Genomic DNA, 21,389 nt, shown 5'->3' with positions numbered 1-21,389 from the left:
CTCTCAGTAGTCCGTGAGCGGCCCGTCGCGCAGGCACGGGTTGCGCTCCGCCAGCGGCGCGCGGCGCATCACGTCGCGGCCGATCACGGTCTTGTGCACTTCGCTCGCGCCTTCGCCGATCTGGTTGAGCTTGGCATCGCGAAAGAAGCGCTCCAGCGGAAAGTCGCGCAGGTAGCCGCGCCCGCCCGTGAGCTGCAACGCATCGGTCACGACCTTCATGCAGAGATCGGTGGCCTGCAGCTTGGCCATGGACGCGAAGATCGACACGTCGCTCGCGCCTGCGTCGTACTTGTCGGCCGTGAGCGCGAGCAGGGCGCGGCTGGCCTCGATCTGCGTGACCATGTCGGCCAGCATCCACTGCACGCCTTGATGCTCTCCCTCGCGCTTGCCGAACACGGTGCGGTCGCTCGCATAGCGGCTTGCGATTTCGACCGCACCGATCGCGCGGCCCAGCGCCATCGCGGCGTGGCCGATGCGGGCGCGCAGCAGCGCGTCCTGCGCGAGAGAAAAGCCGTCACCCTCTTGTCCCAGGCGATGTGAAGAAGGCACCTCGACCGCATCGAATTCAAGCGAGGAGATCGGCACGCCGAACCAGCCCAGCTTGTCGACCTCCGCGCTGATGCGAAAGCCCTTGGCATCGCGCGGCATCAGCACGGCGATGAACACCGAGGGATCGTCCTCGGCGCGGCCCACCACCGCAAACCAGTCGGCCGTGCTCGCGCGCGTGATGAACTTCTTGCGGCCGGTGACGACGTAGCGCTCGCCCTCGCGGCGGATCATCGTCGAGAGGCCGCGCACGTCGGAGCCCGCGCCGGGCTCGGTCAGCGCGAAGGCTGCCTGCAGCTCGCCGGTGCAAAGGCCCGGCACGATCTGGCGGCGCACCGCCTCGCTCGCGCCCGCGACGATGGCGCGGCTCGACAGGTCGGTGCCCGTGATCATCGAGGCCGAGGTGCTGCACACCCGGCCCAGCTCTTCGATGATGCGGATGCGCACGGCCTGCCGCGCGTCGGTGCCGCCATAGTCGCGCGGGAACGCGGTGGCGACCACGCCTTCGCGTGCGAGCGTGCGGAAGGTGTCCCATGCGAACACGTCTTCGCGCGAGACGGCATCGGCCTGCGGGCCCAGCGTGTCGCGGCACAGGTCGCGCACACGTTGCACGGTGACCTGCTCATCGGGCTGCAGGCGTTCGAGAAAGTGATCGCCGAACAGTCGGGCGGCTGGCGTGCTTGTCGTCATCTGGTGTGTCTCCGGTCGGGTGGCCTGCATGGTGGCGTCGCACGGGCCGCGCGGTCGAGCCGTGTTTCGACAGGCGAAACACCGGCTTGCGGATGCGGTCCGGCGCTGGTCAGATGTGCCCATGAGCATTCCCCAGACCTTCGAGGCCCTTCGCACGCACCAGACAGAGGGCGGCGTGCGCAGCCGCATCGAGACCTTGCGGCTCGACGACCTGTCCGCCGGCGAGATCGTCGTGCGCACCCTTCATGCGGGCGTGAACTACAAGGACTGCCTCTCGTTGCACGGGCGCGCGAAGATCATCGCGTCGTATCCGCGCGTGGCGGGCATCGAGCTGGTCGGCGAGGTGGTCGCGTCATCGGTGGCGTTGTTCGAGCCCGGCCAGGCGGTGCTCGTGCATGGCTTTCAGACCGGCATTGCATTCGACGGCGGCTTTTCCGCGTTGGTGCGCGTGCCCGCCGCGCATGTGCAGGCGGTGCCGCAGGGCCTCACGCCCTACGAGGCGGCCGTCATCGGTTTGCCCGGCTTCACCGCCGCGATGGCGCTGGAGCGCTTCATCGAACTCGGGATCGGCCCCGACACGGGCAGCGTGGCGATGAGCGGCGCGGGCGGCGCGGTGGGCCTGCTGGGCACGGCCATCCTTGCGCGCGCGGGCTATCGCGTGGCGACCATCACGCGCCGCATGGCGCAGAAAGAAAGGCTGCGCGCCATCGGTGCGCATGAAGTGATCGACGCCTCCGTGCTCGACGCGCCGCAGCGCCCGCTGGAAAAGCCGCGCTTCGCCGCCGCCATCGACAACGTCAGCGGGCCGATGCTGTCGTGGCTGCTGCGCTCGATGGCCGATGGCGGTGCCGTGGCGTCGGTGGGCAATGCGGCCGGCAACACCTACGAGGGCAGCGTGCTGCCCTTCATCATGCGGCGCGTGCAGCTATTCGGCATCGTGGCGAATGCGCCTGTCGATCAGCGGCGGCACCTGTGGACCAAGCTCGCGACCGACTGGAAGCCCGACATGGCGGCCGTGCTGCCGCATGTGCAACGCATCCCGCTGGGCGCCCTGATGGAACACAGCGCGCGGCAACTCGACGGTGCGACCTCGGGCCGCGTGCTCGTCGACTTCTCGCGCTGAAAGGTCTCTGCGATGGGGCCCTTGCACGGTCTGCGCGTGCTGGAATTCGAAGCCATCGGCCCGGTGCCCTGGGCCGCGATGATGCTCGCGGACATGGGCGCCGACGTGTTGCGCATCGCGCGGCCCGTGCCCGCCGACATGGGCATCACACGGGACGCGCGGCACGAGACGGTTCTGCGCGGCCGGCGCAGCCTGACGGCGAACCTGAAGGACGCAGCCGCACGCGATGCCGTGCTCGCGCTGGCGCAGAACGCGCACGTGGTGCTCGAAGGCAACCGCCCCGGCGTCATGGAGCGCCTGGGCCTCGGCCCCGATGCCTGCCTGGCCGCATCGCCGTCATTGGTCTACGGCCGCATGACGGGCTGGGGCCAGCAGGGCCCGCTCGCACAGACCGTGGGGCACGACATCAACTACCTCGGCCTCACGGGCGCGCTGCATGCCATCGGCACGGCGGAGCGCCCCGTCGTGCCGCTCAACCTCATCGGTGATTTCGGTGGCGGCGCGATGCTGCTCGCGCTCGGCGTCATGGCCGCCGTGCTGGAGGCGCGCACAAGCGGCAAGGGGCAGGTCGTGGATGCGGCGATGGTCGACGGCTCGCTGTTGCTGATGGCGCCGATCCTGGGGCGCGTGGCCACGGGCGAATGGCTGGACCGGCGCGAATCCAATCTGCTGGACGGCGGCGCGCCCTTCTACGGCGTGTACGAGACGCGCGACGGGCGGCACGTGGCGGTCGGTGCGATCGAGCCTGCGTTCTACGCAGCGCTGCTCGCGGGGCTGGGCCTGGCGGCCGATGCGCTGCCGCCGCAGCACGACCGCGCCGCATGGCCCGAAACGCGACGCTGCTTTACAGCGCTCTTTGCCACGCGCACGCGCGACGCGTGGTGTGCGGTCTTCGACGGCACCGAGGCTTGCGTGACGCCCGTGCTGTCGCTCGCCGAAGTGCCGGGCCATGCACACCACGTGGCGCGCGAGAGCTTCGTGCAGGTCGGCGGCGTGCGCCAGCCCGCACCGGCGCCGCGCTTCTCGCGCACCGCGAGCGTCACGGGCCGCACGCCGGCCGAGGCACGCGAGGGCGGCGGTGAAGCGTTGCGCGATTGGGGTTTCGATCCTGCGGATGCGTGCTGGTCGGCTCTCGGCCGGCGATGAGTGCGGGCGCCTCCTTCAGCACCTGCACAGGAGGCCTTTTTTCTTTATCGCTCAGCCGCCGCGCTCCGGCCACCGATGCCGCGTGCCCCCCGAGCGCCGGTCCGCCTTCTCCACGATGGCCCCCTGCGCGATCAGCTCGCTTCCACGTTGCTCCAGATGCCGCAGGCAGCGCAGAAAAATCTCCAGCTCCGAAGGATCGATGCCCGCCAGCAGATCGGTGTTGAGCGCCGCGATCCGCGGAAACAGCTTGGCGAAGAGCTGCTGGCCCGAGGGGCTCAGCCGCACATGCACCTCGCGCCCGTCCTGTGCATCCTGGCGCCGCTCCACCAGCTTCTTGTCGACGAGGCTGCGCAGCCCGCGCGAGGTGCGCACACGGTCCAGTTGCAGGCGCTCGGCGAGCGTCGATGACGTCAGCTCGCCCTCTTGCGCGAGCGTGCCGATCATTCCCCACTCGCGGCGCGTGATGCCGAAGCCGCCTTCGACCAGCCGGGTCGCCATGCCGCTGCCGGCGCGCGCGGCGCGCGACAGCCGGTACAGCAGCAGGTCGTCCAGGGAGTTGGGCGTGCGCAACGCCGCCGCGTCGGGAAAGGATGGCATACGGATGGATTCAGAAGGGCCGGGAGTGTGGTCCGCTCGCCTCAGCGCACAGGTGATGGATTAGATCAACTGTTTGTGGCGTACGTATAACTCGGTAACAAGTTTCCACAAGCAGCAACAGGTTCGACGGGCGATTTTCGCCGCGCAGGAATCGCGCCTGCCTGCCTGCTCATCACCCGCCCCCAGGAGATCCGATGGTTGCATTCCTTTCCCGGCGCAAGCTCATGGCATGGGGCATGGCCCTTGCCGCTTGCGCACCCGTGGCCCATGCCCAGGCACCCGCGCTGGACGGACCGCTGAGCCTCGTGGTCGGCTATGCCCCCGGTGGCAGCACCGACCGCATCGCGCGCCTGATCGCGGAGCGGCTCACGCCCAAGCTCGGCGTGGCGGTGACTGTCGAAAACCGCCCCGGCGAAGGCGGCCGGCTGGCGGCCAAGGAGGTCAAGCGCACGCCTGCGTCGCAGAACGTGCTGATGCTCGGCAACCCCGCCGTGATGGTGGTGGCGCCGCTCGTCTTCAAGGACGCGGGCTACGACCCCGACAAGGACTTCGTGCCCGTGTCGCAGGTCAGCAGCTATGACTTCGCGCTCGCGGTGGGCAACAAGCTGCAGCTCGACCGCGCGATGTTCCTGGTGGGCCGGCTCTGGGCGCATCCCGAAGAGGCGGTCTTCGGCGTGCCGGCCACCGGCAGCCTGCCTCACTTCTTTGGCCTGATGGTGGGCGATGCGCTGAGCGTGCAGCCGCAGATCAAGGGCTACGGCGGATCGGCGCCGCTGTCGGCCGACCTGATCGGCGGCAGCCTGCCGATTGCCATCGACACGCTCGACTCGGTCTATGCGCAGCACGTGGCCGGCAAGATCCGCATCCTGGCCGTGTCGGGCAAGAAGCGCGCGAGCTTCGCGCCCGGCATTCCGACCTTTCGCGAAGCGGGCATGAAGATCGATGCCGATGGCTGGAACACTTTTTTCGCGCCCAGCTCGATGGCGCCCGCGAAGGTGCAGCTGCTGGCCAACGCGATCCACGATGTGATGAAAGACCCGGGGCTGCAGAAGGCCGCCGACGCGCTCTACATCACGCCCGTGGTCAGCACCGCCGCGGAGACCGCGCAGATGCTCAAGGCCTATCGCCAGCAGTGGGAGCCGGTGGTGCGCCGCTCGGGCTTCCAGCCCTGAGCGTTCAACCGTTCATCCTTTCATTCAACTCGCGAGGGCGCGCATCTCCGCAATCAGATCGGCCTTGCCCTCGAAGCCGATGCCCGGCAGCGGCGGCAGCGTGACGTAGCCGTTGTCCACCTTCACGCCATCGGGGAAGCCGCCATAGGGCTGGAACAGGTCGGGGTAGCTCTCGTTGCCGCCGAGCCCGAGGCCCGCTGCAATCGCCAGCGACATCTGGTGGCCGCCATGCGGAATGCAGCGCGAGGGCGACCAGCCGTGCGCCTTCAGCATGTCGAGCGTGCGCAGGTACTCCACCAGCCCGTAGCTCAGCGCGCAGTCGAACTGCAGCCAGTCGCGGTCGGGTCGCATGCCGCCGTGGCGAATCAGGTTGCGCGCGTCCTGCATCGAGAACAGGTTCTCGCCCGTGGCCATCGGACCCGCATACACCTCGCCCAGCTTCGCCTGCAGTTCGTAGTCGAGCGGGTCACCGGCTTCCTCGTACCAGAACAGCGGGTACTGCGACAGCGCGCGGCCGTAGTCGATGGCGGTGGGCAGGTCGAAGCGGCCGTTGGCGTCCACCGCCAGTTGCTGGCCGGGGCCCAGCAGCTTGAGCACCGACTCGATGCGCTCGCAATCTTCCGCGAGCGAGGCGCCGCCGATCTTCATCTTCACCACCGAGTAGCCGCGTTCCAGGTAGCTGGTCATCTCGCGCTGCAGCCCTTCCAGCCCCTTGCCCGGGTGGTAGTAGCCGCCGGCCGCATAGACGAACACGCGCGGGTTGGGCGTGCCGTTGCCGTAGCGTTCGGCCAGCAACTGGTAGAGCGGCTTGCCGGCGATCTTGGCGACCGCGTCCCACACGGCCATGTCGATGGTGCCGACGGCCACCGAGCGCTCGCCGTGGCCGCCGGGCTTCTCGTTGATCATCATGCGGGCCCAGATCTTGTGCGCATCGAGGTTGTCGCCCGTCTCGTCGATGAGCGATTCGGGATCGGCTTCGAGCAGGCGCGGTAAAAAGCGCTCGCGGATCAGTCCGCCCTGGCCATAGCGGCCGTTGGAGTTGAAGCCGTAGCCGACGACGGGCTTGCCGTCGCGGATCACGTCGGTGACCACCGCCACCAGGCTCAGGGTCATCTTCGAGAAGTCGATGTAGGCGTTGCGGATGTCCGACTTGATGGGGCGCGTGGACTCGCGGATGTCGACGATTTTCATGGTCTGTCTGTGATGGAAAAAGAGAGAGAAAAAAACTCAGCGGTGCAGCGACGCACCACCGCAGATGGCGATGTCCTGCCCGGTGATGGCGGCGGCGGATGGGGAAAGCAGGAAGCCGGCGAGCGCGGCGATTTCTTCCGGCTGGATCAGCCGGCCGATGGGCGGCAGGCGCGGCGCGCTGCCCGCGCGCGCGGGGTCCTGCAGCATCGATGTCTGTGTGGCGCCGGGCGACACCACGTTGATCGTCACGCCCCGGTCGGCGACTTCCGCCGCCCAGCTTCGCGCGAGCGCGATCAGCGCGGCCTTGGTCGCGGCGTACTGTCCGCGCCCGGGCATGCCTTGCGCGACGCGGCTGCCGACGAACACCACGCGGCCACCGGTGCCGCGCGCGGCCATCGCGGGCACGAGGGCATCGGCCAGCCGCGTGGCGGCATCGACGTGCAGGCGCCACATCAGCTCGCCGCCCGCATGGTCGAGCCGGCCCAGCGGGCCCACGCGCAGCACGCCGGCCGCATGCACCAGCGCGTCGACGTCGCCGAGCGTGGCCGTGGCGCGCGCGATGTCTTCGGGCTGCGACAGGTCCACCGTCGCATGCGTGAAGCCCGCCTGCGACAGCAGCGTCGGCGCCGCCAGGTCGAACCCGCTCACGCGCCAGCCTTGCGCCAGCAGGTGCGATGCGATGGCGCGGCCGATGCCGCCGCTGCTGCCCGTCACCACGGCATGCGGTGCTGCGGTGGCCTCATTCGACATGGATGCGGCCTTCCACAATGATCTTCTTCGAGCGCTCCATGTCGGCCGCCTGGAACCTGGCGAAGTCGTCGACGCTGCCCGGCGTGAGCAGCAGGCCCTGCGCATTGAGCGTCTCGCGCATGTCGGTGCCCAATGCCTTGTTGACCTCGGCATTCAGCCGCTGCGTGATGGCGGGCGGCAGCTTCGCCGGGCCCCAGAGGCCATACCAGCTGTAGAACTCGTAGCCCGGAATGCTCTCGGCCACCGTGGGCACGTTCGGCAGGCTTGTGGCGCGCGCGGCCGAGGTCACGGCAATCACCTTCACCATGCCGCTCTTTTGGTACTGCAGCGAGCCGAGGATGGGGTCGATGAAGCCGTCGATCTGCCCGCCGATCAGATCCTGGAAGGCCGGCGCGGTGCCCTTGTACGGCACGATCAGGTAGTCGAGCCCACCGCCCGCGCGCTTGAGCAGTTCGGTCGACAGGTGGCCGGCCGAGCCGATCGAGCCCACCGCGAAAGTCATCTTGCCCGGATGCGCCTTGGCATAGGCAATGAGCGACTTCACGTCGGTCACCGGCAGGTTCTTGTTGATGGCCACCGACAGCGGCGCCTTGGCGACCAGCGCCACCGGCGCGAAGTCTTTCACCACGTCGTAGGGCACGGACTTCATCGTCATCGGCGCGGTCGTGAAGGTCGAGGCGTTGAACAGCAGCGTGTAGCCATCCGCCGGTGCCTTCGACACCACGTCGGCGCCGATGATGCCGTTGCCGCCGGCCCGGTTCTCGACGATGAAGGTCTGGCCCGTCTGCTCGCCGAGCTTCTGCGCCAGCAGCCGGCCGATGGTGTCCAGCGTGCCGCCCGGCGGAAACGGGATCACCATGCGTACCGGCCGGCTCGGCCAGGTCTGTTGGGCAAAGCCCGGGGCGGCCGTGGCCAGCGCGAGGGCCATGAGCGTGGCCTGCGCGGCGCGCAGGAAATGGTGGCGTTGCATGTCTCTTGTCTCCTTGTGTTTATCGGAAAGACCGGGCCGTGCCGGGCGGGCGCTCAGCGCCTGGACAGGCCGGCCTGCTGCACGGCCGCGTGCAGCGCTTGCATTTCGCGCGCGTTGGGCGCTTCGGTCGGCGGGCGCACCGTGGCGTTGTCGAGCACGCCGGCCAGGTACATGCCGCCCTTCATGCGCGCATGCGCTTCGCCGGTCGGCTCACCACCGCCGTACACCGCATCCTTCAGCGGCGTGATGAGCGCCTGCACCGCCATCGCCTTCTTCAGGTCGCCGGCCTTCACCGCATTCCACAGGTCGATGATGAGTTGCGGAATGAAGGTCGCGAAGCCGACCAGCGCGCCATCGACGCCTTGCACCATCGAGGCCAGCAGGTACTCGTCGTGGCAGGTGAGGATCGCCTTCGACGCATCGGCCTCGCGGATTGCCTGGATGTCGCGGGCGTACTTGTTCATGTCGCGCTGCCCGACCTTGAAGGCCTGCAGGTAGGGCAGGCGGGCCAGGTCGGCCAGCAGCTGCGACGAGTACGAGGCGCGCGTCCATGCCGGGTACACGTGGCAGACCAGGTCAAGCTCTGGCGCGGCGCGGTGGATGGCGTCGAAGTACTGCAGCGCATGCCCCGGCGTGAAACCGAAGCGCAGCCAGTGGTGCGGCGGCATCACGTCGAGCGCCACGGCACCGGCGGCCTGCGCGGCGCGCGCATGCTCGGCGGCTTCGGCCAGCCCTTCGCACACGATGGACGAGATCACCGGCATGCGGCCGCGCAGCTCGTCGGCAACGATGCGGGTCACTTCGGCGCGCTCGGTGGGGGTCAGCGAAAACACTTCGCCGGTGTGGCCGTTGGTCATGATCGCCACCACGCCGTCATGGCCCGCGAGCCACGAAGCGAGCTTGCGCAAGGCCGGCTCGTCGATGCGGTGGTCGGCGGTGAAAGGGCAGGAAATGGCGGGAATGATCCCGCGATAATTCGCGATGGAAGGCATGCTGTGTCTCCGTTGTGGTTCGAGGTGCAGGAATGCGTGCATCTTTTGCTGGCGGGGTGCGAACCGTCCAATACTCGAATCGCATACAACTATTCAAACCACCAGATCGCGCTGCGCATGGGCCCCGGCAACCGACCCCTCGACCTCGAATGGCTGGAAGATTTCCTGGCCCTGGCCGAGACCGGCAATTTCTCGCGCGCGGCGCAGGCCCGCGCCATCGCCCAGCCTGCGTTCAGCCGCCACATCCGGGCGCTGGAAGAGTGGGTGGGCGTCGACCTGTTCGACCGCAGCGCGCACCCCACAGCGCTGACGGCGGCGGGCAAGCGCTTTCAGCCGCTGCTGCAGGAAGTGCTGGCCGGCCTTGAAGCTGCCCGCATCAAGGCGAAGGCTGCGCATGACCTCGCAGCCGCGAGCCTGAGCTTCGCGGCGACGCACGTGCTGTCGCTCACCTTCTTTCCGCGCTGGCTGGGCAGCATCGAGGCCCGGCTGACCCTGGGGCCGATCCAGACGATCTCAGACAGCTCCCTGGCCTGCGAAGACCTGATGCTGCAGCGCCGCGTGCAGTTCGTGCTGTGCCACGGCCATGCCGATGCGCCGGGCAGGCTGGACGATGCGCAGTACCCGATGCAACGCCTGAGCGACGACGTGCTGGTGCCGGTCGCGGCGCCCGATGCGAACGGTGCGCCGCTGCACGCGCTCGGCAGCGGCCAGGCGCCGTCGGTGCTGGCGTACAGCGAGGCATCGGGCCTGGGGCGGATCATGCGGTCGATCCAGGACAGCGAGTTCGGCAAGGACTTCGCGCCGTCGCTGTCGGTGGTCTTCACCGCGCACCATGCCGCGCTGCTGCGCACGATGGCGCTCGAAGGGCGCGGCTTGGCGTGGTTGCCGATGAGCCTGGTGGCGGACGATCTGCGAAGTGGCACGCTGGTGGATGCCGGCGCGGGCGCGTGGCGGGTGCCGGTGGACATCCGGCTGTACCGGCAGACCGCGCACATGGCGCCGGTGGCCGAGGCGCTGTGGGAGCTGGTCGGTGACGGCGTGTCGCGCGGCTGATTCGGGCCTGTGGACCGCCGCTGAACAAGGTCAGAACCGTCCGTCTTCCCGAAAGCTCGTGTACTTCCCGTCTCCGATGATGATGAAGTCCTGCAGCGGCATCGAATGAATCGTTCCCAGCTCGTGCAGCCGCGCGGCAATGCTGATGTCAGCGGGTGAAGGCGTGCAGTTGCCTGACGGATGGTTGTGCACGACGATCAGCGAACTGGCCCTTGCAAGCATCGCGTTGCGATACAGCTCCACGGGTTCCATGAGCGTTGCTGTGGCCGATCCGATCGACGCCACCTCGTAGGAAAGAATCTCCAGCTGCGGATTCAGATGCAGCACGACGACCTTCTCCTTGGTCTCGTTCTGCATGTCCTTGAACAGCGCGAACACCTGTTCCGGGCTGTCCACGGGCTTGCTCAGCAGGTCGTCGTCCACCCGCTTGCGCGTGAACGTGACCTTGAGTTCTTTCAGATACGCCATCTCGCTGCTCCCACCCGGTGTTGCCCGGGGCATTTGATCGATCTGCGAGATTGTCATGCAGTGCGCCGATCAAGTGCCGGCGCACTCGTTCGATTCATCTTCGTGCCGGCGAATCAATCGACCCGGATATTGCGCGCACGCACCAGCGCGCTGACCCGGCCGGTTTCGTCCTGCACGAACTTCGAGAACGCCTCGGGCGTCGTGCCTGCGGGTTCGAGTCCGAGCTGAAGCAGCTTCTGCCGGACCTTGGATTCGTTCACCGCCGCCTGCACTGCTTTACCGAGCTTCTGCACGATGTCGGGCGGCGTGCCCTTGGGCAGAAACACGCCGTTCCACTCGACGACGTTGTAGCCCGGCAGGCCCGACTCGGCGAGCGTCGGCGTGTCGGGCAAGGTGGGCACGCGCTTGGCCGAACTCACGGCCAGTGCGCGCAGCTTGCCCGACTGCACATAGCCGAGGGTCGATGCCGCGTTGCCGAAGTAGGCCGACACCTGCTCGCCCATCACGTCGGTCAGCGCGGGCGCGCCGCCTTTGTAGGGCACGTGCATCAGGTTGATCTTCGCCTGCTCGTTCAGCGCTTCGCCCGCCAGGTGCGAGCCGGTGCCGCCGCCCGCCGAGGCAAAGCTCAGCTTGCCGGGGTTCTTGCGCGCGAAGTCCAGGAACTCGGCCACCGTCTTGTATGGCGCGGTGGCAGGCACCACGAGGATCTGCGGCGCGGTGGCCACCAGCGACACCGGAATGAAGTCTTTGGCCGCGTCGAAGGGCAGCTTGCGCAGCGACGGATTGACCGAGAACGCCGACGCGTCGTAGAGCACCGTGTAGCCGTCGCCGGGCGCCTTGGCCACGTTGTCGGCACCGATCACGCCGCCCGCGCCCGGCTTGTTGTCGATGATGATCTGCTGGCCCAGCGCCATGCTCATCTGCTGCGCGACGATGCGTGCCGTGTTGTCGGCGCCGCCGCCTGCCGCGTACGGCACCACCATGCGGATCGGCTTGTCGGGCCATGCGGCAGCCCAGCCCAGCAGCGGCACGCAGGCGGCCAGGGCCGCGATCGATGCCAGGACGCGTCTTCTTCTTGTCTTCATTCGGATGTCTCGCTCGGTCTTTGTGGTTTCAGGAAAAGTCGTAGAGCCGTGCCGGGTTGTCGACCAGCACGCGGTGGCGCGTGGCTGCATCGGGCACCCACTCGCTGAGCAGATCGAACAGCACCGCATCGTCGGGTTTGGCGATGGGCTCCGTGGGGTGCGGCCAGTCGCTGCCCCACACCACGCGCTCGGGTGCCTGTCGCACCCAGGCCTGCGCGATGGCGGTCGTGTCGGCATATCCGCCGGCTGCGCCCACCTTGGAGTCGAGGTAAGCGCCGGACAGCTTGATCCACGTGCGGCCGTTGTCGCGCAGCCGGCTGACGACACTGAACGCGGGATGCGATGCGGCATCGGGCAAGGGCAGCCGCGCGAGATGGTCGAACACGATCGTGCAGGGCAGGCGTGCCAGCAAGGCCGCGTGTTCCACGATCTGGTCGGCGCTCCAGTGCAACTGCACATGCCAGCCCAGCGCGTGCACGCGCTGCGCCAGGGGCTCGACCATGGCGAAATCGGTCGCCGCATGCGTGGGCGTGTAGAGCGTGAAGCGGATGCCGCGAATGCCGCCCGCGTGCAGGCGTTCGAGTTCGGCATCGGTCACGTCGGGCCGCACCACCGCGATGCCTCGCGTATGCGCGGCGCCGAGCGAGCGGATGGCCGCCAGCGTCACGCTGTTGTCAGTGCCGTGAACGCGCGGCTGCACGACGACCGTGCGTTGCGTGCCGATGCGCTGCTGCAGCAGGCGGTAGTCGTCGACGGTGGCGCCATCGACCATGGCATCCGGTGAGCCGGACTGCGCGAAGCGGCGGTCGTAGATGTGCATGTGCGCATCGCAGGCGCCTGCCGGCGCCACGCCGATGGGCTTGTGCGTGCCGCTGCTGTGGGGATACGCGGCGCTCGCGTTCATGGGGCCTTGCGCGTTGCCAGCACCGCGTCGGTGTGCTGTCCCAGTGTCGGCGCGGCAAAAGGCTCGGGGCCGGGCGTGCGGCCGAACTGCACCGGGCGGGTGAAGCCGCGGTACGTGCCGAGCGTGGGGTGCGCGAAAGTCGCGACCATGTCTTCGGCCAGCACCTGTTCGTTGTCGAACATGTCCTCGACCGTGCGCGCGGCGGAGCAGGGCACATCTTCGCCGAACAGCGCCTCCCATTCGAGCGCGGTGCGCGTAGCCAGCGCGGTGCGCAGCTTCGGCACGATCTCCGCGAAATGCTGAGCGCGCTTGCGCACCGAGTCGTAGCGTTCGTCGGCCGCGAGTTCGGGCAGGCCGACCTTGGCGCACAGCGCCTGCCAGAAATGCGGCGTGTTGGCCGAGATGTAGATGTAGCCCTCGCGGGTGGGGTGCAGGCCGGTGATGCCGCCCGAACGCATGTCGCGCCCCACGTCCTTCGGCTCGCCCTCGGCCCACACCATGCGCGCCGACTGCATCGTGAGCGCCGAGCGCAACAGCGACACGCCGACGTACTGGCCCTGGCCGCTCTTCTCGCGCTCGTACAGCGCCGAGGCCACGCCCGCGGCCACCAGCGCGGCCGCGTAGTAGTCGACCACCGAGCCATAAAGAATCTCGGGCGCCTCGCCGCGCTTGCCCTGCAGCGCGCACATGCCGGTCATGGTCTGCAGCACCTGGTCGTAGCCCGCCTTCTCGCGCAGCGGTCCGGTTTCGCCGTAGCCGGTAACGCCGCAATAGATCAGGCGCGGATTGACGGTTTTCAGTTGGTCATAAGCGATGCCCAGCCGGGGCGGCACGCTGGGCCGGAAGTTGTGCACCAGCACGTCGGCCGTGCGCACCAGCGCCATCAGCGCGGCGAGGTCGTCCGCGTTCTTCAGGTCGAGCACCACGCCGAGCTTGCTGCGGTTGACACCGATGAACGCGCGGCTCTCGGCTTCCAGCGTCGAAGGGTACTTGCGCAGGTTGTCGCCGATGGGCGGCTCGATCTTGATGACTTCCGCGCCCTGGTCGGCCAGCAGCGAGCAGCCGTACGGGCCCGCGATGTAGGCGCTCAGATCGAGCACGCGCAGGCCGCTCAACGGCCCGGCCGGGCCGCCGCGCGCAGGCAGGCGTGTGTCGTCGTGGGGGGCGTCGAAGCTCATGGATCTTTCTTTCTAACTTCAGTCGGCTGTGATGTTCTGTTGTCGCGCCAGCGTCTTCCAGCGCGCCACGTCGTCGGCGATGACGGTGCCGAACTGCGCCGGCGTGAGCGGCGTGGCGATGGCGCCTTCGCGCAGGAAGTTGGCGGCGATCGTGGGCTTGGCCAGGATGCGGTTGACGGCGCCGTTGAGCTTGGCGACCACATCGGGCGGCGTGCCGGCCGGCGCCAGCAGGCCCCACCAGAGTTCGAATTCGTAGCCCGGCACTGCCGTGGACATGGGAGTGAGTTCGGGCGCGACCGGGCTGGCCTTCAGGCTCGTGATGCCGACGGCGCGCAGCTTGCCCGCGCGCACCATTGGCAGCAGCGAAGGGCCGCTGGAGATCAGCAACTGCGTCTGGTTGCCGATCAGGTCGGTCACGGCCGGGCCCATGCCCTTGTAGGGGATGTGCGCGATCTGCAGGTCGCCCACCTTGGCCTTGAGCAGCTCGGTGCCGAACTGGTTGACGCTGCCCGAGCCCGACGATGCGTAGTTGTACTGGCCCGGCTTCGCCTTGATGGCGGCGATCAGCTCGGCCGGGGTCTTCGCCGGAAAGTCGTTGTTGACCGCGACGATGAACGGCCCCTTGGCGAACATGGCCACGGGCGCCAGGCCCTTGACCGGATCGAAGGGGAGCTTCGATTGCACGGCCGCGTTGGTCGTCATGCTCGAAGACACGGCCACCAGCAGGTAGCCGTCGGGTGTGGCCTTGGCGACCTGCGCGGTGCCGGTGTTGCCGCTCGCGCCGGGGCGGTTGTCGATGATCACGGGCTGCTTGAGTTCGTCGCCCAGTTCCTTGGCCACCTGGCGCGCGAAGGTGTCGTTCGAGCCGCCGGCCGGGTAGGGCACGACGATGGTGACGGGCTTGGACGGGTACGCGGGCGGCTGCGCGAACGCGCTGGCGCCCGGCAGGCCAATGCCCGAAAGAAGGGCCATGGCAAGGGCTAGATCGCGCAGGCGAAGGGATGAGGGCATGTGTCTTGTCTCCGGTTTTTTTCTTGAAGCGAGAGGGTCAGCCCGGCAGCAGGCCGAGGCTGCGCGCGCTCGCGACGATGGCGCGCGCGCGGATCACGAAGGGGATGTCGATCATTTTTCCGTCCACGACATAGGCGCCCACGCCATTCGCATCGGCGTCGCGGGCGGCCTCGACCACCTTGCATGCGTGCGCGATTTCTTCGTCGGTGGGGCGGAACACCTCGTTGGCGATCGCGATCTGGCTCGGGTGGATGCAGGTCTTTCCGAGAAAGCCGAGGTTGCGCGACAGCATGGCCTCGGCGCGGAAGCCGTCGGCGTCGCGGATGTCGGCGAAGGCGCCGTCGTAGGCATAGATGCCCGCTTCGCCGGCTGCGACGCGCACCGCGAACATCGCCTGCTGAATGGCTGCAGGCTCGCGCCGCGCAATGCCCAGCGGCTCGAACAGGTCGCCCAGGCCCAGTTGCAGGCCCACCACGCGCGGATGGGCCAGTGCGAGTTGCGACGCGGTGCGCAAGGCGGCGGGCGCCTCGATGTTCAGCAGCAGGCCGACGGGCGTGCGCACGCCGTTGGCCTGTTCGGCGCGCTCGATCGCCTCAATGGCGGCGCGCACATGCGCGGGGCTTTCCGGCTTCGGCAGGTTGATCAGGTGCACGCCGGGTTGCACCGCCGCCGCCACGTCGTGCGCGAAGTGCGGCGTGTCCATGGCGTTGACGCGAACGATCAGCGTCTTGCCGGATGCGGCGGCCTCGCTGCCTTGCAGCAGCAGTTGCCGCACGGTGTCGCGTGCCTCGTTCTTGCGCGGCTCGGAGACCGCGTCTTCGAGGTCGAGGCAGATGCCATCGGCCGCGCTGACCAATGCCTTGGCGAACAACTCGGGGCGCGTGCCGGGAACGAACAGTTTGCTTCTCATGTACCGCAGTGTGTGCAGTTCATGAGATTAGAAAAACATATGCTCTCTATGATCAGATGATAGGAAATTTATCTTCATGGAAACGGCCTACCTGCACAGCTTTCTCCTGGTGGTGGAATCGGGCTCGATGTCGGAGGCCGCGCGCCGCCTCGACCTGACGCCCGCGGCGGTGGCCCAGCAGATCCGCACGCTGGAGCGCGAACTCAATGCGCCGCTGCTGGCGCGCGCCGGCCGCACGGTGCAGCCCACCGAGGCGGGGCACCAACTGGTGCAGCGGGCCCGCAACCTGCTGCGGGAGGTGGGCGACATCAAGGCGCTGCTGGGCAGCGATGCGGCGGGCGGCGAACTGCTCATCGGCACCATCAACACGGCCATCCACAGCCTGCTGCCGGACATCCTCGCGCGCTTCGTGAAGACGCATCCGGGCGCCAAGGTCTTTCTGCAATCGGGCACGACGGCCACGCTCTACAAGGCAGTGCAGCAGGGCGAGCTCGACGCGGCCGTGTGCCTGTACCCGCCCTATGTGCTCGCCAAGACCTTCGACTGGTCGCTGCTGCGCGAAGAGCCGCTCGTCTTGCTGGCACCGAGCCGTCTGGCGCGGCGCGATCCGCATGAACTGCTGAGAACCTCGCCGCTGATCCGCTACGACCGCAACCTCGGCGGCGGCAAGCAGGCCGACCGTTATCTGCGCGCCGCGGGCATCGTGCCGCAGGAGCGCTTCGAACTCAGTTCGTTGCTGGCCATCGCGATGATGGTCGATCGCGGCCTGGGCGTTTCGCTGGTGCCCGACATCGCATCGCCGCTGCTGGAAGGCCAGCGCGTGACGAAGATTCCGTTGCCGCTGCCGTCGGAGCCGCGCCGCTTCGGCATCCTGTGGCAGCGTGCATCGCCGCGCCTGCGGCTGATCCAGGGCTTTGTCGAAAGCGCCGAGATCGTCGTCTCCGCAAAGGGGCCGGCGCGCAGGTGAAGCCGCCGCGATCGCCCTGCCCACGGAAGGGAAGACAACAGGCATTCATCCGCAGCCATGAGGTCTTTTGTATAATTGAGAACAGTTCTTATTAACTTCTGACTGCGGCTTGACCGGCTGCGTGGGAATGCCATGTCGGCCGCCGAGTTCGCGTTGCAGCATCAAGTGAAGGCGTTGTACAGCGACCATCACGGGTGGCTGCATGCGTGGCTGCGCAGAAAGCTGGGCTGCTCGCACAACGCCGCCGACCTTGCGCACGACACCTTCGTGCGCGTGCTGAGCAAGCATGAGCCCGTGGCGCCGACCGAGCCCCGCGCGTACCTGGCGACCATCGCGCATGGGCTGGTGGTCGACTTCCACCGGCGCCGCGCGCTCGAGCGGGCCTACCTCGACACGCTGGCTGCACTGCCCGAGCCGCAGATGCCGTCGCTCGAAGCACGGGCCATCGTGCTCGAAGCCCTCACCGCCATCGACGCCATGCTCGACGGCATGAAGCCGGCGGTGCGGCAGGCCTTCATCCTCTCGCAGCTCGACGGGCTCACTTATGCCGAGATCGCCCGGCGCCTGGGCGTGACGGTGCGCACGGTCAACAACTACATGCTCAAGGCGATCGAGCACTGCTACCTGCTGGCACCATGAGAACGCAGCAGCCCGAATTGACGGCCCACGCGCGCGACGTGCGCCCGCCGGCCCGCAGCGAACTCGAAGTGCGCAAGGAGGCGGTGGCCTGGTACGCGCGCCTGTGCTCGGGCGACGTGCTCGAGGCCGACGAGGCCGCGTGGCAACGCTGGCACCAGCAGCACCCCGATCACCAGCGGGCCTGGCAACGGCTCGAATCGATTCAGGCCACCCTGCGGCGCGTGCCGGGGCCCATTGCCGCGTCCACGCTGCGCGCGGCCCGGCCCGATCGGCGCCGCGTGCTGCGCGGCATCGGCGTCGTGGCGTCGGGCGGTGCGCTGGCGTACCTCTCGTGGCAGGCGACCGACGCGCAAGGCGGCTGGCGTTCGTGGCTGGCCGACCATCGCACGGGCACCGGCGAGCAGCAGTCGGTCGAACTGGCCGACGGCTCGAAGCTCTTGCTGAACACGCGCACTTCCGTCGATGTGGCGATGAACGCTTCGAGCCGCGTCGTCCGGCTGCGGGAGGGCGAGATCCTGGTCGAGACCGCGAAGCATCGCGGCCTGCGCGTCGGCGCGCAGGCGGATGCGCGGCCCTTCGTGGTCGAGACCGAAGACGGCCGCATCGTCGCGCTCGGCACCCGCTTCACGGTCCGGCGCGATGGCGAGCGGACGGCTGTGACCGTGCTGGAAGACGCCGTGGAAATCCGCGCCTCTGAAGCGCCCAGCCAGGCCGTAGTGCTGCGCGCCGGCCAGCAGGTCGACTTCGTTCGCGGCCGCATCGACGCGCCCCGGTCGGCCGACCCCGCTTCCGCTGAATGGGCGCAGGGCAGCCTCGTGGTGAACGACTGGCGGCTGGGCGACGTGGTGGCCGAGCTGTCGCGCTATCGCCGTGGCCGGCTGGCCTGCGACCCGGCGGTGGAAGACCTCCGCGTGTCAGGCGCGTTCCCGCTCCAGGACACCGACAAGGCACTGGCGGTGATCGCCCGTTCGCTCCCGGTGCGTGTGTCCGCGATGACGCGCTACTGGGTCACGCTGGGCCCGCTCTGAGCTTTGGTGCTCGCAAGCTTGCTGTTTTCAAAATTCTTTTCGTTCCGGCTTTCATCTTTTTCGATCTCGTTCGGCCTACCAGAGAAGACGCCCAACACCGAACCCTGTGCCGAAGGAGATCTGAATGTCCGAGAACCCGTCACGCCGCGACCGCGCGCGTGAAGCCTTTGCCCTCTTGCCCAGCACGCATGCCGTGCACAAGGCCCTGCTGTGCCTGTTCGCGGCCGTGGCCCTGCCCGCCGCCGCATGGGCTGCCGAGCCCGTCGCCGGCTTTGCTGCAGCGCGTGCGCAGAACCAGCCCGCCAAGGCCTACCGCATCGATGCGGGCCCGTTGTCATCGGTGCTGGGGCGCTTCGCGGCGGCCGCCGGCGTGGCGCTGTCGTTCGACCCCGCCAGCACCCGCACGCTGAACTCCGACGGCATCCAGGGCAGCTACACGGTGCAGGCGGGCTTTGCCGCCTTGCTGGCCGGCACCGGCCTCGAAGCCGTGGAAGGCGGCGTGGGTGAATTCACCTTGCGCAAGGCCGTGCCCGCGCCGCAAGCAGCCGCATCCAGCAGCGACACCGAAGCAGACGGCACCTTGCCCGCCGTGCGCGTGGTCGCCCGCGCCGCGCCCGCGCCCTCCGATGCGGACGACCGCTACCAGCCCACGCCCGACGCATCGACCCTGCGCACCACCGCGCCGGTGCTCGACATTCCGCAGGTGGTCAACGTGGTGCCGGCCCAGGTGATCCGCGACCAGCGCCCGCGCAACATCGACGATGCGCTCGCCAACGTCAGCGGCATCAACCAGGGCAACACCCTGGCCAGCACGCAGGACACCATCATGAAGCGCGGCTTCGGCGGCAACCGCGACGGATCGATCATGCACAACGGCATGCCGCTGGTGCAGGGCCGGGGCATGAATGCGGCGGCCGAAAGCGTCGAAGTGCTCAAGGGCCCGTCATCGCTGCTGTACGGAATCATGGACCCGGGCGGCGTGATCAACGTGGTCAGCAAGAAGCCGCAACTGCGCCAGCGCACGGCCGTGTCGCTGCTCGGGTCGGGCTACGCCAACGGCCGCACCGGCACCGGCGCCACGCTCGACACCACCGGCCCCATCGGCGAGGACGGCCTGGCCTACCGGCTGATCGTCGATCACGTCGACGAAGACTACTGGCGCAACTTCGGCACGCACCGCGAGACCCTCGTCGCGCCGTCGCTCGCCTGGTATGGCGACGACACGCAGGCCGTGCTCTGGTACGAGTACCGCAAGTACGTCACGCCCTTCGACCGAGGCACCGCGCTCGACCCGCGCACCCAGCGTCCGCTGAATCTTCCGAAGACGCAGCGCCTGGACGAACCGTTCAATGAGATGCGCGGCGAAACCCACCTGGGCCAGCTCTCGGTCGATCACCAGTTCGGCGGCGGATGGGCCGGCCACCTGAACCTCAGCTACAACCGCGAGACCTATGACGCCAACCAGTTGCGCGTGAATGGCCTGAACGCCACGCGCGGCACGCTCACGCGCAGCAACGACGCGACGCATGGCGCCCTGAGCACCGACAGCTATGGCACCGCGTATGTCGACGGCAGCGTGCAGCTGGCGGGCATGCGGCACGACCTGCAGTTCGGCGTGGACGCCGAGTACCGCAAGATCTACCGCGCCGACCTGCTGCGCCAGGCCACCACGCGCACCTTCAGCTATCTGTTCCCGGTGTACGGCCTCGAGCTGCCTTCGAGCACCGTGTCGGCCAGTGACAGCGACCAGACCGACAAGCTCCACAACCAGTCGCTGTTCTTCCAGGACTCGATCCACCTGAGCGACAAGTGGATCGCCGTCGCCGCCTTGCGCTACCAGGCGTGGACGCAGACGGCGGGGCGCGGCCGGCCGTTCAAGCTCAACACCGACACCGAAGGCTCCAAGGTGCTGCCGCGCGTCGGGCTGGTCTACAAGTGGAGCGACACCGTCTCGCTGTACGGCAGCTACACACAGTCGCTCAAGCCCGCATCGACCATCGCGCCGCTGTCGAGTGGCTTCGTCCTCGACTCGGCGGTGCAGCCGGAAAGCGCCAAGTCGTGGGAGTTCGGCGCCAAGCTCGACATGCCGGGCGGCGTCACCGGCACGGTGGCCCTGTTCGACATTCACAAGAAGAACGTGCTGGTGTCGCAGTTCAACGACGTGACCAAGCTGACCGATTGGCGCACGGCGGGCGCGGCGCGTTCGCGCGGCCTCGAAGTCGACTTCGCGGGCCAGCTCGGTAAGCGCTGGAGCGCCATCGGCAGCTATGCCTTCGTCGATGCGAAGACCACGCAGGACCCGCTGTACGCTGGCAACCGGCTCTGGAACGTGGCGCGCCAGACGGCATCGATCTCGGCCGTGTACGACGCCGGCCAGGTGTTCGGCGGTGAAGGCCGGCTGCGCCTGGGCGCGGGTGCGCGTTACGTCGGCAAGCGTGCGGGCGACTCGGCCAACAGCTTCGAGTTGCCAGCCTATACAACGGTCGATGCCTTCGCCACGTATGACACGCGGATGTACGGGCGCAAGGTGAAGTTCCAGCTCAACGTGAAGAACCTGTTCGACAAGACTTACTACCCGTCGGCTGCCAATACTTACTTCATCTCGATGGGCGATGCGCGTCAGGTGTCGTTGTTGACCACCTTCGAGTTCTGACATGGAACTCCGCTTTTCTGTTCGCCGCGTTGTGCTTGTTTTTCGGCGCTGCTGTTCAGGGCGACGCTCGCGCCGACACGGTGCTCTTTTTCGCGAATGTCCCCCGCTTCGCTCCTCCTTTATTTCGCGAAAAAGAGCCCCGTATCGGCGCGAGCGTTGGACAGAGCAGTTGTTGATCAGCAGTACACCAGCAGCGTGCCCTGTGCGAATGACACCAGGTGCTCCCCGCAGCGAAATAAAGGAGGAGCGAAGCGGGGGACATTCGCGGAGGGGAGCTCCTGGTGTCATTCGCACTCGCCCCGAATGCGCCCGAACC

At 68.2% G+C, this 21,389-nt stretch carries 20 protein-coding genes; 8 read left to right on the top strand and 12 right to left on the bottom strand.

Annotation, left to right across the window (positions count from 1 at the left end; genetic code table 11):
- Nucleotides 1-3: 3 nt before the first annotated feature.
- Nucleotides 4-1,236 (bottom strand): acyl-CoA dehydrogenase family protein, encoded by a 1,233-nt coding sequence (locus tag ACSFB7_RS09955; protein WP_435469491.1) that lies wholly within the window; start codon nucleotides 1,234-1,236, stop codon nucleotides 4-6.
- 121 nt (nucleotides 1,237-1,357) lie between these two features.
- Between ACSFB7_RS09955 and ACSFB7_RS09950 the strand changes: the two genes are divergently transcribed.
- Both ACSFB7_RS09950 and ACSFB7_RS09945 read left to right on the top strand, forming a co-directional pair.
- Nucleotides 1,358-2,359 (top strand): YhdH/YhfP family quinone oxidoreductase, encoded by a 1,002-nt coding sequence (locus tag ACSFB7_RS09950; RefSeq protein WP_435469489.1) that lies wholly within the window; start codon nucleotides 1,358-1,360, stop codon nucleotides 2,357-2,359.
- A gap of 12 nt (nucleotides 2,360-2,371) precedes the next feature.
- Nucleotides 2,372-3,505, top strand: coding sequence for a CaiB/BaiF CoA transferase family protein (locus ACSFB7_RS09945; RefSeq protein ID WP_435469487.1), 1,134 nt, complete (start codon nucleotides 2,372-2,374; stop codon nucleotides 3,503-3,505).
- Between the two features lie 51 nt (nucleotides 3,506-3,556).
- On the opposite strand, the gene ACSFB7_RS09940 is transcribed toward ACSFB7_RS09945, so the two are convergent.
- Nucleotides 3,557-4,102, bottom strand: coding sequence for a MarR family winged helix-turn-helix transcriptional regulator (locus ACSFB7_RS09940; RefSeq protein ID WP_435469485.1), 546 nt, complete (start codon nucleotides 4,100-4,102; stop codon nucleotides 3,557-3,559).
- A 194-nt stretch (nucleotides 4,103-4,296) separates the two neighbouring features.
- On the opposite strand from ACSFB7_RS09940, the gene ACSFB7_RS09935 reads away from it, so the two are divergent.
- Nucleotides 4,297-5,274 (top strand): tripartite tricarboxylate transporter substrate-binding protein, encoded by a 978-nt coding sequence (locus ACSFB7_RS09935; RefSeq protein ID WP_435469483.1) that lies wholly within the window; start codon nucleotides 4,297-4,299, stop codon nucleotides 5,272-5,274.
- 24 nt (nucleotides 5,275-5,298) lie between these two features.
- Here the strand turns inward: ACSFB7_RS09935 and ACSFB7_RS09930 are convergent, their stop codons facing one another.
- The 4 genes from ACSFB7_RS09930 to ACSFB7_RS09915 are packed head-to-tail and all read right to left on the bottom strand — an operon-like array spanning nucleotide 5,299 to nucleotide 9,177.
- Complete coding sequence (locus ACSFB7_RS09930) at nucleotides 5,299-6,465, bottom strand: mandelate racemase/muconate lactonizing enzyme family protein (protein WP_435469481.1); 1,167 nt, start codon at nucleotides 6,463-6,465, stop codon at nucleotides 5,299-5,301.
- A gap of 36 nt (nucleotides 6,466-6,501) precedes the next feature.
- Nucleotides 6,502-7,215 carry an SDR family NAD(P)-dependent oxidoreductase gene (locus tag ACSFB7_RS09925; protein ID WP_435469479.1) on the bottom strand — a complete coding sequence of 238 codons (714 nt, stop codon included), beginning with the start codon at nucleotides 7,213-7,215 and terminating at the stop codon, nucleotides 6,502-6,504.
- On the bottom strand, nucleotides 7,205-8,185 hold the full coding sequence (locus ACSFB7_RS09920; RefSeq protein WP_435469477.1) for a Bug family tripartite tricarboxylate transporter substrate binding protein: 981 nt from the start codon (nucleotides 8,183-8,185) through the stop codon (nucleotides 7,205-7,207). The genes ACSFB7_RS09925 and ACSFB7_RS09920 overlap by 11 nt, the downstream gene beginning before the upstream one ends.
- A 53-nt stretch (nucleotides 8,186-8,238) precedes the next feature.
- Nucleotides 8,239-9,177 carry a dihydrodipicolinate synthase family protein gene (locus tag ACSFB7_RS09915; RefSeq protein ID WP_093246358.1) on the bottom strand — a complete coding sequence of 313 codons (939 nt, stop codon included), beginning with the start codon at nucleotides 9,175-9,177 and terminating at the stop codon, nucleotides 8,239-8,241.
- 117 nt (nucleotides 9,178-9,294) lie between these two features.
- Here ACSFB7_RS09915 and ACSFB7_RS09910 point away from each other — a divergent pair, with 117 nt between their 5' ends.
- Complete coding sequence (locus ACSFB7_RS09910) at nucleotides 9,295-10,230, top strand: LysR family transcriptional regulator (protein ID WP_435469474.1); 936 nt, start codon at nucleotides 9,295-9,297, stop codon at nucleotides 10,228-10,230.
- 30 nt (nucleotides 10,231-10,260) lie between these two features.
- On the opposite strand, the gene ACSFB7_RS09905 is transcribed toward ACSFB7_RS09910, so the two are convergent.
- The 6 genes from ACSFB7_RS09905 to ACSFB7_RS09880 form a co-directional block, all read right to left on the bottom strand.
- The gene (locus ACSFB7_RS09905) at nucleotides 10,261-10,698 is read right to left on the bottom strand and encodes a JAB domain-containing protein (RefSeq protein WP_435469472.1); all 438 of its coding nucleotides are present in this window, start codon (nucleotides 10,696-10,698) and stop codon (nucleotides 10,261-10,263) included.
- 113 nt (nucleotides 10,699-10,811) lie between these two features.
- Nucleotides 10,812-11,783, bottom strand: coding sequence for a Bug family tripartite tricarboxylate transporter substrate binding protein (locus ACSFB7_RS09900; RefSeq protein WP_435469470.1), 972 nt, complete (start codon nucleotides 11,781-11,783; stop codon nucleotides 10,812-10,814).
- Between the two features lie 28 nt (nucleotides 11,784-11,811).
- The gene (locus ACSFB7_RS09895; protein WP_435469468.1) at nucleotides 11,812-12,687 is read right to left on the bottom strand and encodes an amidohydrolase family protein; all 876 of its coding nucleotides are present in this window, start codon (nucleotides 12,685-12,687) and stop codon (nucleotides 11,812-11,814) included.
- The gene (locus ACSFB7_RS09890; RefSeq protein WP_435469466.1) at nucleotides 12,684-13,865 is read right to left on the bottom strand and encodes a CaiB/BaiF CoA transferase family protein; all 1,182 of its coding nucleotides are present in this window, start codon (nucleotides 13,863-13,865) and stop codon (nucleotides 12,684-12,686) included. Before ACSFB7_RS09890 ends, ACSFB7_RS09895 begins: the two co-directional genes overlap by 4 nt.
- Nucleotides 13,866-13,883: 18 nt before the next feature.
- On the bottom strand, nucleotides 13,884-14,876 hold the full coding sequence (locus tag ACSFB7_RS09885; protein ID WP_435469464.1) for a tripartite tricarboxylate transporter substrate binding protein: 993 nt from the start codon (nucleotides 14,874-14,876) through the stop codon (nucleotides 13,884-13,886).
- 37 nt (nucleotides 14,877-14,913) lie between these two features.
- Complete coding sequence (locus ACSFB7_RS09880) at nucleotides 14,914-15,786, bottom strand: HpcH/HpaI aldolase/citrate lyase family protein (RefSeq protein WP_435469462.1); 873 nt, start codon at nucleotides 15,784-15,786, stop codon at nucleotides 14,914-14,916.
- A gap of 76 nt (nucleotides 15,787-15,862) precedes the next feature.
- On the opposite strand from ACSFB7_RS09880, the gene ACSFB7_RS09875 reads away from it, so the two are divergent.
- The 4 genes from ACSFB7_RS09875 (at nucleotide 15,863) to ACSFB7_RS09860 (ending at nucleotide 21,073) form a co-directional block, all read left to right on the top strand.
- Nucleotides 15,863-16,753: a LysR family transcriptional regulator gene (locus ACSFB7_RS09875; protein ID WP_435469460.1), complete on the top strand. Its 891-nt coding sequence runs from the start codon at nucleotides 15,863-15,865 to the stop codon at nucleotides 16,751-16,753.
- 132 nt (nucleotides 16,754-16,885) lie between these two features.
- Nucleotides 16,886-17,392 carry a sigma-70 family RNA polymerase sigma factor gene (locus tag ACSFB7_RS09870; protein WP_435469458.1) on the top strand — a complete coding sequence of 169 codons (507 nt, stop codon included), beginning with the start codon at nucleotides 16,886-16,888 and terminating at the stop codon, nucleotides 17,390-17,392.
- A complete protein-coding gene (locus tag ACSFB7_RS09865; protein ID WP_435469456.1) occupies nucleotides 17,389-18,420 on the top strand; it encodes a FecR domain-containing protein in 1,032 nt (343 codons plus the stop codon). Before ACSFB7_RS09870 ends, ACSFB7_RS09865 begins: the two co-directional genes overlap by 4 nt.
- Before the next feature lie 124 nt (nucleotides 18,421-18,544).
- Nucleotides 18,545-21,073: a TonB-dependent siderophore receptor gene (locus ACSFB7_RS09860; RefSeq protein ID WP_435469454.1), complete on the top strand. Its 2,529-nt coding sequence runs from the start codon at nucleotides 18,545-18,547 to the stop codon at nucleotides 21,071-21,073.
- The last annotated feature ends 316 nt before the right edge of the window (nucleotides 21,074-21,389 follow it).

Source organism: Variovorax raffinosi, assembly GCF_051216615.1.
GTDB lineage: Bacteria > Pseudomonadota > Gammaproteobacteria > Burkholderiales > Burkholderiaceae_C > Variovorax.
This window is presented reverse-complemented; position numbering and strand designations above follow the sequence as displayed.

Coding starts and splice junctions, on each gene's coding strand:
- ACSFB7_RS09930 (WP_435469481.1), bottom strand. CDS start 6,465: ATGAAAATCGTCGACATCCGCGAGTCCACGCGCCCCATCAAGTCGGAC.
- ACSFB7_RS09870 (WP_435469458.1), top strand. CDS start 16,886: ATGTCGGCCGCCGAGTTCGCGTTGCAGCATCAAGTGAAGGCGTTGTAC.
- ACSFB7_RS09910 (WP_435469474.1), top strand. CDS start 9,295: ATGGGCCCCGGCAACCGACCCCTCGACCTCGAATGGCTGGAAGATTTC.
- ACSFB7_RS09885 (WP_435469464.1), bottom strand. CDS start 14,876: ATGCCCTCATCCCTTCGCCTGCGCGATCTAGCCCTTGCCATGGCCCTT.
- ACSFB7_RS09925 (WP_435469479.1), bottom strand. CDS start 7,215: ATGTCGAATGAGGCCACCGCAGCACCGCATGCCGTGGTGACGGGCAGC.
- ACSFB7_RS09935 (WP_435469483.1), top strand. CDS start 4,297: ATGGTTGCATTCCTTTCCCGGCGCAAGCTCATGGCATGGGGCATGGCC.
- ACSFB7_RS09950 (WP_435469489.1), top strand. CDS start 1,358: ATGAGCATTCCCCAGACCTTCGAGGCCCTTCGCACGCACCAGACAGAG.
- ACSFB7_RS09920 (WP_435469477.1), bottom strand. CDS start 8,185: ATGCAACGCCACCATTTCCTGCGCGCCGCGCAGGCCACGCTCATGGCC.
- ACSFB7_RS09955 (WP_435469491.1), bottom strand. CDS start 1,236: ATGACGACAAGCACGCCAGCCGCCCGACTGTTCGGCGATCACTTTCTC.
- ACSFB7_RS09875 (WP_435469460.1), top strand. CDS start 15,863: ATGGAAACGGCCTACCTGCACAGCTTTCTCCTGGTGGTGGAATCGGGC.
- ACSFB7_RS09900 (WP_435469470.1), bottom strand. CDS start 11,783: ATGAAGACAAGAAGAAGACGCGTCCTGGCATCGATCGCGGCCCTGGCC.
- ACSFB7_RS09940 (WP_435469485.1), bottom strand. CDS start 4,102: ATGCCATCCTTTCCCGACGCGGCGGCGTTGCGCACGCCCAACTCCCTG.
- ACSFB7_RS09895 (WP_435469468.1), bottom strand. CDS start 12,687: ATGAACGCGAGCGCCGCGTATCCCCACAGCAGCGGCACGCACAAGCCC.
- ACSFB7_RS09880 (WP_435469462.1), bottom strand. CDS start 15,786: ATGAGAAGCAAACTGTTCGTTCCCGGCACGCGCCCCGAGTTGTTCGCC.
- ACSFB7_RS09945 (WP_435469487.1), top strand. CDS start 2,372: ATGGGGCCCTTGCACGGTCTGCGCGTGCTGGAATTCGAAGCCATCGGC.
- ACSFB7_RS09860 (WP_435469454.1), top strand. CDS start 18,545: ATGTCCGAGAACCCGTCACGCCGCGACCGCGCGCGTGAAGCCTTTGCC.
- ACSFB7_RS09890 (WP_435469466.1), bottom strand. CDS start 13,865: ATGAGCTTCGACGCCCCCCACGACGACACACGCCTGCCTGCGCGCGGC.
- ACSFB7_RS09865 (WP_435469456.1), top strand. CDS start 17,389: ATGAGAACGCAGCAGCCCGAATTGACGGCCCACGCGCGCGACGTGCGC.
- ACSFB7_RS09905 (WP_435469472.1), bottom strand. CDS start 10,698: ATGGCGTATCTGAAAGAACTCAAGGTCACGTTCACGCGCAAGCGGGTG.
- ACSFB7_RS09915 (WP_093246358.1), bottom strand. CDS start 9,177: ATGCCTTCCATCGCGAATTATCGCGGGATCATTCCCGCCATTTCCTGC.